This window comes from Acetobacterium fimetarium (genome assembly GCF_014284475.1).
Taxonomy (GTDB): Bacteria; Bacillota; Clostridia; order Eubacteriales; family Eubacteriaceae; genus Acetobacterium; species Acetobacterium fimetarium.
In genome coordinates this window covers 14,543-28,460 of the sequence record NZ_WJBC01000018.1, presented here as the reverse complement: position 1 = coordinate 28,460, position 13,918 = coordinate 14,543, and the positions used below count along the sequence as shown (strand labels likewise).

Here is a 13,918-nt window from a genome sequence, read left to right as displayed (position 1 = left end):
TCCAGCCGCTTTTCCGTTATTATCATACACTGTTTTAAACCAAGCTCCCCGGGTGCCTATTGCCTCACCGGTGCCAATATCGACATCTGCTCCAATGGTTATTTGACATTAGGGTTGTGTATTTGTACAAAAACAGAGTAGTATAGAATGCTCTTGTCTTCTGCCGTAACCCGAATAATGAAAATATCACCGTCAGCTATAGCTTCATTATTATAAGCATCTGCTTCTTCAAAGTTGCTGAAAGCTGATGTACCGTTTGGATACTTAACAACTTTTACTGCTGCTGCAGCATCCGCCGGATCAAACAATGTGATGAAAGGTTCTAAAGGTGAAGTATCCGCGGCTTGTTCTGGAGTAATTGATACGTATCCTTGCGTTGCTGAATCAAGATCGGCATTAGGTGTTCCTAAATCATCAACAGTTACGCCTTTAATTGTAGCTGAAGCTAATTGGGCAACACTGCTTGCTGCTGTCTTAGGAAACACTGCTGTTACTACTCCTGTATCAGCCGCATTTGTTGCTGCAGCTTCTGCTACAGTAAAGAAGTTTTCAGCCACACCTGTCAAAGTATATCCTGCTTTTGGTATGATTGTAATTGTTGCTGTGTATTCTGTATCAGCAGCATAGGTTGCAGCTGATGGAGACCAGGCAATTGCTGCTGTGTATTCAGCAGTTTCCGCAATTGAATCTACTGGAGCCGCTCCTTTTACTGGTGCTGTTACTCCTGCAATTGCTCCGGTTGTGATTACTTTTTGTGCAACAACTCCTGTAGCCACACTCGTCACCGTCCCAGAATAACTACCTACCCCAGTTGCTTTCAACTTAATGTATTGCCCAGCATCATCAGCTGCCGGTGTATACGTACTTGATGTAGCGCCGGTAATATTTGTATATGGGCCATCTGCTGTATTACATATCAGCCATTGAAAATTGATCGTTGCGGCGTTCGGTGCTATTGTCCCGGCTGATAACTCGACACCAACCTGTGGAACGCCAACAATGGCCGAAATTGAACTTAACGGTGTATAGCTGGAACCCCCGCCGCCTGGCGTCGGCGTCGGCGTCGGTACTACTGGTGGTGGCACAACCGGCGGCGGCGGTACTACCGGCGGTGGCACAACCGGCGGCGTCGGCGGCGGTACTACCGGTGGCGTCACAATCGGCGGCGTCACCCCTGGCTCCACCACCTGTTTAACCGGGGCTTTCTTGCATATACGGTACCTGTCACTTAACTTATTAACTTATTGAGTTGGCGGTTGAGAAACAGAGCAATAAAAAAGAGAGACGATTCGGGTTCTTCGGAACTCGGGTCGTCTTTTTTAGTTTTTTAAGTGGTTAGAAAATCTAATATTAACCATCCCTGATTGGCTCAATAAAACGGCTCCTCATCCGTCAATTTATAGCAGCCACTGCCGGATAATGTGACCAAGCCTTCCAGCTCCATGATCGCCAGTTGTTCAATCAGATGCACCTGATCGATGCCGGTGAGCGCTTCAATCTGTTGAATGTTCTTTTCCGAGCTGATCAGAACCGCCTGAATCTTGGCTTCATCCGGCGTCAGTTTTCTCGGTGACCGCTTTGGCAGCCGGTTTGACGGTGAAGTTGTCACCGGTGCCGCCATTTCATCCGTTTCACTTAAAAACGGTGCTGCCGAAAAAATAAGCTGGGCCGGCTTCAGATACAGGGTGGCCCCGTTTTTGAGCAGCTGATTGGTTCCCTGACCGCTCGTACGATAAATTTCATGCGGCGGAACCAGGATTTCCCGATTCAGCGCTTTGGCAAACTGAGCGGTGCTCAGCGCGCCGCTTTTTTCGCCCGCTTCCGCCACCAGCAGTTTTCGGCTCCAGCTGCTGATCAGCCCGTTTCGCTGGGGAAAATGTTCCGGCCGGGGCTTTGTTCCCGGCAGATATCGGGAAATCACGGCGCCGTTTTCAATGATGGCCGCCTGCAACGCCCGATGTTCCTTCGGATAACACAGATCCAGGCCGTTTCCCAAAAAAGCAATGGTATAACCCCCGGCTTTCAGACAGGCGGTGTGGGCATAGCCATCAATCCCCTTGGCCAGTCCGCTGATGACCGGGATGTCTTGTTGCGCCAGCCACTCAGCGGCTTCCACGGCCACTTGCTTGCCGTAGGCCGAACATCGTCGGGAGCCGACAATGCCCAGACCAACGCTATTTTTTCGGATGGTTCCCAGATAATAAAGAACCAGCGGTGTGGCCGGCCATGCTTTGGCCAGATTCGGGTATCGGGGATCATCATAGACCAGCACTTTCATATTCTGCTGATTTAGCTCCTCCAAAACGCAAAAAGCCCCGTCCAGTGAACGGGCTTCGCCGATTGACTGCGCCAGCGCCGAACCCATTCCCGGAACGCTCGCCAGTTCGTCTGCAGATGACTCGTAAATGCGCTGCGGCGTTTTGAAATGCGCAAGCAGTTTTTTCTGAGTGACGGGGCCGATGCCCCTGAGTTGATTTAACCAGATCCAGTATTCCATTTTTCCCCTTACAGAACAGTCATGCCTGCCCGATCCTTCTCTAAATCTCTGGCCATGATGGCCAGGGCCACATCCTTTTTGCGGATCTTTGCCGATGCTTCCATATCGGCAAAGGTTCTGGCCACCTTGAGATACTTGTGATAGGCTCTGGCACTGTACTGATACCGCTGATAGGCCAGCATCAGCAGCTTTTTTCCATCGTCTTCCAGGATACAGTGTTCCTTAATCAGTTGATTGCTCATCTGGGAGTTGCAGTTGATCCCCGGTATCTTGGCAAACCGCTGCTGCTGGATTTTACGGGCCGCTTCAACCCGCTGTCTCAGGCTTTCAGAGGTGGCGCCCTGATAGTCGTTGGACAGATCCATAAAGTCAACCGGCCGCACATATTTCTGGATATCCATCCGATCCATAATCGGCCCGGAAATTTTCTGCCGGTATTTCATCACTTCATAATCGGTGCATTTGCAGCGATCCGTGCCAAAGTAGCCGCAGGAACAGGGGTTCATGGCTGCCACCAGCATGAAGCTGGCCGGGTAGGTGTTGGTATATCTGACCCGGGAGATGGTAACCCGCTGATCCTCCATCGGCTGGCGCAGGGATTCCAGGGTATTTTTCCCAAACTCGGCAATTTCATCCAGAAACAATACCCCGTTATGGGCCAACGAAATTTCACCGGGAGTGGCATCCTTGCCGCCGCCAATCAGAGAGTTGGTGGAAGCATTGTGATGAGGCGATCGGAACGGCCGGTTGCGGATCAGGCCGCCTTTTTCCTTCAGAATGCCGGCAACACTGTAGATTTTTGTGACTTCCAGAGCTTCCTCTTCCGTCATGCTGGGCAAAATGGTCGGGATCCGCTTGGCAATCATCGATTTACCACAGCCGGGCGAACCAATCATCAGCAGATTATGACCGCCGGCAGCGGCCACAACGATGTACTCAATCAGGCCATCCTGTCCCTGAACGTCGCAAAAATCAACCCCTTCCATCCCGTCACGGGCAGGGGATTCGGTATTCTTTTCATCCGCCTGATAGGGCTTTTTATCCTCCAGAAATTCCGCCACATCCTTCAGCGCCGCAAAGCCGTAAACCTGGATACCGGCGACCAGCGACGCCTCCCGCAGATTATCCCGCGGCACGATGATGTTTTTGACGCCGGCATTTCTTGCCGCAATCACCATTGGCAGAATCCCGGAGCAGGCCCGCAGCCGGGAATTCAGGGACAGTTCACCGATAATCCCGAATTTTTCTTCTTTTTTCAGTACCAGCTGGCCAGTTTCAATCAGAATGCCGATGGCAATCGATAAATCAAAATGAGACCCGCTTTTTCTCAGATCGCTCGGAGCCAGATTGATGACCACCTTCTTCTGGGGAAAGGTGTATCGGCTGTCGTTGATCGCGGCTTCAACCCGTTCCCGTGCCTCTTTGACCGCCGTGTCACCCAAACCCACTATTGAGATCATCGGCTGGCCGGGGATGGTTTTCACCTCAACATCCACCAGATAGGCCTCAACTCCTGAAATCGCAAAACTGTTTACAATCGATGCCATATTTCCCTCCCGGAAGATTTTCACTCTTTAACTGACATTTTATAAATCGCCACTTCGCTGACGGAGATATGCTCACCAATCTGCCGCATCGTGTAGTTTTCCCGGATCGCCATCAGAATAAAAGTTTTTTTATGGGTGCTTAAAAACCGCTTTCGCGAACCCGATTTGATGGCATGATAGATTTCTTCATCCCCTGAAGCAGCTCTTAAAAGCTCATCCAGCGTTCGCTGACTGGTTTTTTGCTCTGATTTTTTATCCGGCGCCAGGGGCGTCGCCGTTTTTTTCGTCGTTTCATTTTGGTCTGGTGTTTCAAAATCAGACTGATTTTCCAGCTGTCTCGCGTCCATAAACTCGCAGTAGGCCGGTATCGCCTGGCTACGATCTTGCGAAAATATAGCCAGCACGAAATCGATGTTGACCAGGCTCAGGGGATTGTTTTTTCGATAATACTGATCACTGCTCCACCGGTATTCCCAGACATGGCCACAGATTTTTGCCGACACCGGATTCTGATGCACGTATCTGAGCAGTGACAACAGGTAGCGATCATCCTTGACATGGTAGCCTTTGTACCGGTTTTCAAAAACGTGGCCGGTACGTTTGTTTTTCTGGTTGTAGTAGCGACTGAACTGGGAATTGATCCGATGCATGATCTCATTGATCGGGACCTCATGCCTTTTGAAGATCAGGTGATAATGATTCCCCATGATGACAAAACCGTAGCATTCAAACCCCATCCTTAACTGAACCTCACGGATCAGTTCCAGAAAGAATTCCTTATCCTCATTGCGACTGAAAATGTATTCGCGGTTATTTCCCCGCTGGATCAAATGATAGACCCCGCCACTGTATTCCACCATCGGTTTTCTGCCCAAACAATCACCCCGCTTTGATATTATTTTATCAGAAACTGGCATCGTTTGCAATCTTTGGTGGAAGTAAATTAATTTTGATGAATGGTTACTGAACGATCATGACTGGCACTATATCTTTTTCTTGCTTGGTCAAAAAATCGCCCATCATGAATGCAAAAAGACGTCCCGCATTCCGCAGAAGCCGAATCGTCTCTAATCTCTGTTTCGCAACCATCCAGCTCAATCAGTTAAGTGACAGGCACCGTATGTCTAATCGTCTCTATTCTCTGTTTCTAAACCTTCCACCTCAATAAGTTAAGTTGAATAAGTTAAGTGACAGGCACCGTTTGTTGAGTCAGTAACTGTAAGGCAACCATTCGATCCGGATAACTCTTGTGTTCAAATAGAAAATAGAGATATCCGTCGCTCTGATTGATTTTTGTCCTGAACAACATATCTGAAAATACCTCACTGAGTTCTTAAGTTAAGTGGTGCCAGGCACCGGAACCCATTTCGGAGGTTTCCCAGGCACCGTATACGCGTATGACTAATTCTTCTTCAATAGGTTAGCTGTATTCAACACCCTGGTGATCATTCCTTTAATGGAATCGCTGGCATTAACATAATTGATTTGGATATCAGGGCATCTGTTTTGGAAGACTACAAATATTTCATGACAAAACGCCTGCCCAACATCATTAAACCCTTCAAAATCCAAGGTGACTTCTTTAAAAAGGTTTAGGCGCTCAAGAATCCGCCTCGCTTGAGACCTGGAAACCGGGTATCCATGCTCACAAAAATTTTTTAACTTGATTTCAGTTTTAATAAAACCTTCATCAACCGGTGCAAACTCGTTGAAAACATCATTCAATTGTTTTGGTGTGTCTTTTGATAAACGCATCATGACATTTGTCCCCCTATCTGAAATATGCGCATCAGGTGCGACATCGGATATTTTTGCTTCCATATCTTTGTAATTATCGTGAGAAAAGATCAGTCCACCCGAAGCGATTATAAACAAATCCATAATACGTGATGTGAAGAAAATCCCCTCACCCGAATGGTTTTCGGATTTGGTGGTAAATTTTCCTACAAACAATTCCCGCATTGCGTCTTCCAGCGTGATATCATCACCTGTGGTTTTAATGATAAAATTTCGAATATTGTTAAATATTCCAATCCCATCATCCGTAATCAACATGATTATATCCAGCGCCGTTTCCTCGACAGATACGCTTATATTGTCCGATGAAGAGTGTTCAATAGCATTGTTCATGATTTCAGTGAAAGCATAATACCAGATGTTTTGCACATTTTCCGGCAAATTTTCGATAAATCGGAAAATGTCTTTGCGAAAAACTGCATCTTCTTCCAGATTTGCATTGCGATAAAAGAAAAACTCTTTTCGTATCTCTACAAGATGATATTGGTCATTTTCCTTTTTCTGAATAAGGTTTCTGGTTTCTAGGCTTTTCAGATAACGATAATAAGTAGTTGTCGAAATACCGAAAGTACTCATCGTTTTACTTTTGCAATGCTCTGTATCGTCGTTTTTAATCAACTCCAAAATATATTTTTCAATTCGTTCTTTTTTTTCTTTTGGGAATGACATCTTACCATCTCATTTCTTTATCCATGATTTTTATAATCTTATTTTAACATAGGTATAACAATATTTCCTTTATTATTTAAAGATATTTCTATAAACTTTGAAATGAGAAATTATAAACATTTTCTTTCAGATTTTTCCCACTTGCAATTTGCCGGCCAGATTTGCCATGGTAATATGAATTTTTGCCCCACGGTGCCTGATATATCGGCACGGACGCATGCAGACTCAATCATAACTATAAAAAGTGCCTCAAATAATGATGTCATCAGTATAACAGGTTTGGATCAGACTTGCTATTGCCATCTAGGCACTTACTATTCTTTTCAGTACTTGGCCAGCAACTTGTCCACTTACTGACGACGTCTTCCGTTTTTCTGAATCAACTTCTCAACCCAATAAGTTAAGTTGAATAAGTTAAGTGACAGGCATCGTATGTCTTAACTCCTGCAAGCATCAGAGGTCTAAATATTTTTTGACATCATCTAAATTTTCAAAACCTTTAATTCCATCAATTAGAATCTCTAAATTTGTTGAATCCAATTTTGTAATCGCTTCAGAATACTCAGCAGGCATGACACCGAATTTTTGAGTCAACAATTTGATTGCCATTTTGATTAATGTTTTGATTTCGCCTTTTTCAATACCTTTTTCAAAACCTTCTTCTCTTAAAATTTCAGCCAATGTCATGGTTACTTCACTCCCTTTCTTGTAGGTTACTTCCAATTCCTTAATCACAGTATTCAATTGCTCCCTTGAAAGCTTTGGACCGGATGTCAGAATATAGCGCATACAGGTTTCAAAATACTGAATACCCGTTTCCTTTTCATCTAACTCTGCTAAAGCTCTGGCAGCCTTGAAAATCGTTTCCAGAAATTCCTCACCGCTTTTTTTGAAAATATCCCTGGCAACGGACAATGCAATCATCAGCTCTGCCTTTCCTTTGATATCTTCATCCGAAAACTGCGATAAATCATAGAGCTGGTAGCGATAATCCGGTATCAGTTGTTTGACTTCTTCCGGAAACGATTCAAAATTCAGGATCAGATCACTGAACATCGATCCACTCTTCCATTTCGTTTTTCCATGGCTAATCACCATTGGAATAATCACCGGAATATGAGTCTGATTTTCCTTGTTGACCTTCTGATTCCAGATGCGAACCATGTAAGTCAGTAGCTGCAGGGCAACCATTCGATCCGGATAACTCTTGTGTTCAAACAGAAAATAGAGATAGCCATCTCTCTGATTGATTTTTGTCCGGAACAACATATCTGAGAAGACCTCACTGAGTTCTTCATCGACGTGACTGCCATTCTGAATCTCCAGTTCATTCAAATCAACTAGTTTTAAAATAGGTTCTGGCAGATAATTCTCAACAAAGTCTCTGACCAATACCGGATTTGAGAATGTATCTTTAAAAAACTTATCGTGGGGATTTTGCACTTTTGTCTCAGTCACTTTCATTCATTCACCTTCTTTGCTATTAATATCATTATAATTGATCTCCCTTTAAAATGCTATTAAATTTGATTCTGGAAAATAATCCAATTTTTTACCATACCAGCAGCTTGTCCACTTTCCGCTGACCGCCGCGCCTCCAACTTAAAAAAAGAAAAGACGACCCGAGTCCCGTAGAACCCGAATCGCCTCTCTATTTTCTCTAGTCCCTCCGCTCACCAACTCAATAAGTTAAGTCAATAAGTTAAGTGGTGCCAGGCACCGGAACAGTGAAAAAGATGGGACTGGTTGGAGAATTCAAATTCTTCAGTGTGTTTGGCTAGGCAGAAACTGGCGCAACTCATTGGAAACAGACAGAAGCTGGAATCCAGAGCCACTAGCGAAAATTTTTCCATTCAGATTCCTCCAGGTTTTCCAGCCAGCAAAGTGCACAATAGAACCGTCCCCTTGTGTTCTACTATCGTCCGGATTGGGTGGCTCTGTCGTCATATCGACTGGCACTGGAGTCCGGAATCATCACAACTGAACTGATCTGACACGACTGTCGACACTGACGGCAATTTTAGGACAAAAAAGATGGACTGGTTGGAGAATTCAAATTCTTCAGTGAGTTTGGATGGGCAGAAACTGGCGCAACTGATTGGAAACAGACAAAAGCTGAAAGCCGGAGCTACCAGCAAAATCTTTTCCAGACAGATTCCTCAGTATTTTTCAACCAGCAAAGTGCACAATAGAACCGTCCCCTTGTGTTCCCCGTAGTGAGTTTGGGTGGGCAGAAACTGGTGCAACTGATTGGAAACAGACAAAAGTTGGAAATCAGAGTCACCAGCAAAAACTTTTCCAGACAGATTCCCCCAGATTTTTCAGCCAACAAAGTGCACAATAGAACCGTCCCCTTGTGTTCCCGAGTCCCGAAGAACCCGAATCGTCTCTATTCTCTGTTTCTAAACCATCCACCTCAATAAGTTAAGTTGAATAAGTTAAGTGACAGGCACCGTTTGTTTAATCCACCTCAATAAGTTAAGTTGAATAAGTTAAGTGACAGGCACCGTTTGTCATTAACTATCCAGCTCAATAAGTTAAGTTGAATAAGTTAAGTGACAGGCACCGTTTGTCTCCAAAAGAAAAGACGACCCGAGTCCCGAAGAACCCGAATCGTCTCTCTGTTTTATTTCTCTGTTTCTCAACCGCCAACTCAATAAGTTAAGTTGAATAAGTTAAGTGACAGGCACCGCTTGTCAATAAGTTAAGTTGAATAAGTTAAGTGACAGGCACCGTATGTTCTAAGAACCCGAATCGTCTCTATTCTCTGTTTCTAAACCATCCAGCTCAATAAGTTAAGTTGAATAAGTTAAGTGACAGGCACCGTATGTCTCGAATCGTCTCTATTCTCTGTTTTCTTAACCACCCAACTTATTAAATTCTCTCAATAAGTTAAGTTGAATAAGTTAAGTAACAGGCACCGTTTGTTTTTGGCACCGATTGTTTTTATTAAACCGCTGGGCCTGCTGTGAACGCAGTAGTTGTAACAGCTGACTCATTTCCAGCAGCATCAACAACTACAACATATAATTTGTAAGCAGTTGCTGCAGTTAAACTCGTAACATTAATATTTTGAGGTGTAGCAGCCGTTGTATAAGCTGCTGTCCCTTTAATAGACTGTGTTTGAGCTATGATCTCAGCTGCGTTAGGTGCGGCTGATGCTGCAGGTAAAACAGCATAGTAGTAAGTAGCTACTTCATTTGCAGTTAAAGCAAGTACCGCATCAGTGCCTGGAGCGCCTCCAGGAGTAACTGTAGCAACACTAATTGTTGGCAATGTATTATCAACAATTACTTTATTATCTGAAGCTGCTGAAATATTACCTTTGGCATCTACAATGTATACAAAGTAGTTACCTTCAGTTGTTGGTGCAAGAATTGTTGTCGCTGCTCCATCACCTACTAATTTAGTCATGGTAGAACCTTCACTAAATGATGTAGTACCGTCTGGTGCTAACCATGCAGTTTTAGTTGTAGCAGGTGCTGAACCTAATGTAACACTTGCTCCACCTTTTTTAGAGACATCAGTATTTGACACTAAGTTAATTGAAGCCGGTAAAGTCGCACTCGTTACAGCAAAATCAATAGTCTTTGACAAACCATTGCTTGTTGTAACAACTGCTTTAAAGGTTGATCCAGCTTTAAAAGTTGTTTTATCAGCTGTAACACCAAGTTTAACAGTAGCAGAATCGTAATTTGCTGCACCACCGCCATCAACTAGAGCGAAGGCAATTTTATCATTAGTGCCATAAGCAAAATCACTATCAGCTGTTACGTTACATAATAATGTAATACCTTTAGTTGTAGTTGTAGCATTCAATGCTGGTGCTGCTACTCCAAATTGGTCATACACTCTTACATAAGGTTGACCAAGATTACCACAGTCTGCAAGTAAATCAATACCTGCCTTTAAAGCTGCTTGATCTGCAAAAGTCCATGATGGTGCAGTCATTTCATCATCAACTCCATCTAAGTTAGCATCAAGATTTCCATCTAATACTTTTATTGATGTAGCTACTAATGCTTCTTTAGACACTGTTACTGTTTTTTCTACTGTGACAACATCACTGCCTGTGTTAACAAGCGCACGAATTTTTACGTCTTTTGTTGTTACACCAGTACCTGTAATGCCACCAGCAATACCAGATACTACGTATTTATCTTGAAGTGACGGTGTTGCTGCACTTGATGATGTTGCTTTGCCAACGGCTGCGGTTGCAGCATCTTCAGTAGTTACACTTACAATAGATGAAGATGGGATAGAAACAGTATTACCGCTACCATCTTTAGCAACTACTTTAATTTCTTTTGCATATGCACTGTCAAGGTTCAATGATGCATTACCATATATTTTCGGAATATCTGTGATTGAATAGGTTAAGCCTGTAGCATTTGTAACTGCATAAGTAACAGTTTTAGTATCTACTAACTCACCTGCATCCAATGTACTGTTTCCATTAGCATCATTGAATAATTCAGCAGTCATTGTTGTTGACTTGCCAGCTGAGCCCGATAAAGCAGTAACTGTTTTACCTGCTGTTACCATATTTGCTAAAGATTCATTAGCTGGTGCTGCTGCAACAGACGTATCTGAAGATGTGAATTTAACTTTATAGGTTAAAGCTGTGGTGATTGGATCACCATATTGATCTACGAAAGTAGCTTTTAATGTCGATGCTGCACCTTCAGTTAATGTGGTTGAAGAAGGTACTAATGTCATAGCTGCTGGAACTTTTGCTGCAACCAATGTGAATGCTTGTGTTGCTACTTTACCAGAAGCAGTAACTGTGAATGACAATGTTGCACTCTGGCCTGATGTAGCACTTCCACCTGCAGCAATATAAATGAACGCACCAGTAGTATCTTTAGCTACTGAATTAGCAGCCGCAACTGTCATAACGGCTGTATTTGTTGATGCGAATTGGAATTTGTTAGCTTTTGATGCTGTCACAATTTCATCAGCTGTTAACTGTTTACCATATTGATCGGCTACTGTTAAATAAACTTTGAAATTTGAAGCACCAACGCCAAAGTTAGTTGTTGGCGGTACGATGGTAGGTTCTGAAGCATCAGCTACAGGATTAACTGTAAATTTAACTTGAGAAGTTGCCCCCGTATTTTTGTTAATAGCTGTCAGCGTAACTTCTTTAGCTGTAGCTATACCTGATTTGAAGTCAAATGTCAGTTTTTTATTTACAATCGCAGCACTTGCTGGATCAACCACAGCTGTATCAGTCGACATAAACTGTAATTGTGATAAATCAGTGCTGAGAAGAACAACTGCATTTCCGTATTGATCTGCTGCAGTATAATTAAACACTACATCATTTTGACCTGATGTAAGTCTAGTAGCATTAGTTGGTACTACTGGTTCGCCATCAAAACCAAATGTATTTACATTTGATGCTGCCACTGCTGTTAATTTCTTAGCAGCTGTTTTGGTAGTTGCTGGATCAAATGCAGTTAAAGTAACTGTATCAATCGCTGTACCAGTTACAACAATTGCTGAACCTTTATTCCATGTCGCTTTACCTTGGTTATCATCAGTTACTGTACCTGCTGATGCTGTCCAAGTTAAGTTCATAGCAACAGTTTCTTTAGTTACATCTGTACCATATTGATCTTTAACGATGTAATTAACGATCCCTGTAGAAGCACCAGCTGCTGTTGCAACTACATTGTCGCCTACGATTTCAATTGAACCTACTTTTTGAGCTTCAACTTTAACGGTAGCTGTATCTACTCCAAATGTCATACCAGCTGCTTTGATTGTGTAATCGCCAGCTGTGTAATTTGTTGTTGATGTTAAGGTTGCTTTGTTTTTGTCAGAGTTCCATGTTACTGTTAAACCAGTTACATTGATTGCTCCTCTTTTAACTGCAAAAGTTACTTTAGAAGTATCTGCAATAGGAGTATTGAATGCTACTTCAATTGTTTTAGCTGTTGCTACTGTAGCACCATCAACTTTTACTACTAATTCTAAAGCATCATAAGCATCGTTAATAGCTTTCGTAGCTTCATCAACCTTAGCTTGTGTATCCTGGTTAGTCACTACATTGTCAGCCAATGCTTTTTCTAAAGCTGCATAAGTATCAGCGGTGTAATCAGCTTCTACTGCTGCTTTAGCTTTAGTTACTGCTGCATCATAAGCTGTCATGTCAGCAACTTCTACCAAAGCATCATAAGCATCGTTAATAGCCGTTACCGCGCCATCAACTTTAGCTTGTGTGTCGTCATTAGTAACAACATTGTCAGCCAGCGCTTTTGTCAGTGCTGCATAAGAATCAGCAGTGTAATCAGCTTTGACAGCCGCATTAGCTTTAGTAACCGCTGCGTTGTAAGCGTCCAGATCAGATACAGGCACTAATGCATTGAAAGCAGTTGTGATAGCTGTTGTTGCTGCATCTACTTTTACTTGAGTATCAGTATCAGTTACAACATTATCAGCCAGAGCTTTTGTTAAAGCTGCATAAGTAGTTGTTGTGAAAAGTTCGCCATCAACTGCTTTAGCTTGTGCTACGGCGGCAGTGTAAGCAGTCATATCAGCTTTAGTCTGAACGACTTTAACTTCCAGGCATTCTAAACGTTGGCTTTTGCCAGTGTTGTTAAAAGAAGCTCCGTCAGAAACCCAAGCGGTATCGCCTTCATTTTCAACATGGCCAGCATAGCTTACGCTGTAACCTGGCAATGTTTTGCCATCAGCGCCAACCAGGACGATTTTGATATCTTCGATACGTTTTGATTCGTCTTTGGTTCCGGCATAGATGCCATTAGCTTTCCAGGTAGTGGTATCATTGATATTACCCATCCAGCCATAATCTTCTACATGCACAATGTATTTGATACTTGCGCCGGTAGGAATAGCACCGGTTAATTTAATCTGGAATCCTTCAAGTCGTCGACTTAAACCAGGAGTTCCCAATCGACCAGGTCCGGTAATGTAGGTCCCATCTGTTGGTGTCTGACCAACATCCTGAACCCAACCCGCATACTCAACGCCCATCGTTTCAGACGTTGTTGCTTTTGTGAACAGTCCCACAAACGAATCCCATGCAGATGCTTGAGTCGCATCATTGGCAGCGAAAACGCTTGAAGAAAAGACCATAGAAAGCATCAGCATTGCTGAAAGAATACTTGCTGTAAGTTTTTTCATACTTTTTTAAATCCTCCGTTTAATATATTTTGTTGTCTACCCGAATAGCAACGATCTTTATGATCTACTCACGTTAAAATCCAGGATTTAATTATGCTCCATTTCAGCGGAACCACTTTACGCCCTCTTCCTCCTTTCCTAATAAGTATTGTCCTCATAGGGTAAACCAATTCTACAACACCATCTTAGAAAAGGTGTTAGGTTTACACATATCATGGAACGCTAAATGAGTAAGAGCATTCTCACAATGAATTCT

General features: G+C 43.3%; 7 protein-coding genes and 1 pseudogene. All 8 read right to left on the bottom strand.

The genetic code is table 11. From position 1 onward, the window contains the following. Nucleotides 1–98: 98 nt before the first annotated feature. Nucleotides 99–1,172: a hypothetical protein gene (locus GH808_RS11460; RefSeq protein ID WP_186842935.1), complete on the bottom strand. Its 1,074-nt coding sequence runs from the start codon at nt 1,170–1,172 to the stop codon at nt 99–101. A 197-nt stretch (nt 1,173–1,369) separates the two neighbouring features. After that, the gene (dprA, locus tag GH808_RS11455) at nt 1,370–2,497 is read right to left on the bottom strand and encodes a DNA-processing protein DprA (RefSeq protein ID WP_186842934.1); all 1,128 of its coding nucleotides are present in this window, start codon (nt 2,495–2,497) and stop codon (nt 1,370–1,372) included. An 8-nt stretch (nt 2,498–2,505) separates the two neighbouring features. Then, nucleotides 2,506–4,044, bottom strand: coding sequence for a YifB family Mg chelatase-like AAA ATPase (locus GH808_RS11450; protein ID WP_186842933.1), 1,539 nt, complete (start codon nt 4,042–4,044; stop codon nt 2,506–2,508). A gap of 20 nt (nt 4,045–4,064) precedes the next feature. Then, nucleotides 4,065–4,919: a transposase gene (locus tag GH808_RS11445; protein WP_186842932.1), complete on the bottom strand. Its 855-nt coding sequence runs from the start codon at nt 4,917–4,919 to the stop codon at nt 4,065–4,067. 335 nt (nt 4,920–5,254) lie between these two features. Further along, nucleotides 5,255–5,377 (bottom strand): annotated as a pseudogene (locus GH808_RS11440) (Rpn family recombination-promoting nuclease/putative transposase); the annotation flags it as partial. A gap of 68 nt (nt 5,378–5,445) precedes the next feature. Next, nucleotides 5,446–6,510: an STAS-like domain-containing protein gene (locus GH808_RS11435; RefSeq protein ID WP_186842931.1), complete on the bottom strand. Its 1,065-nt coding sequence runs from the start codon at nt 6,508–6,510 to the stop codon at nt 5,446–5,448. A 453-nt stretch (nt 6,511–6,963) separates the two neighbouring features. Next, on the bottom strand, nt 6,964–7,974 hold the full coding sequence (locus GH808_RS11430; protein WP_186842930.1) for an Rpn family recombination-promoting nuclease/putative transposase: 1,011 nt from the start codon (nt 7,972–7,974) through the stop codon (nt 6,964–6,966). Between the two features lie 1,485 nt (nt 7,975–9,459). Further along, a complete protein-coding gene (locus GH808_RS11425; protein WP_186842929.1) occupies nt 9,460–13,662 on the bottom strand; it encodes a hypothetical protein in 4,203 nt (1,400 codons plus the stop codon). Nucleotides 13,663–13,918: the final 256 nt, after the last annotated feature.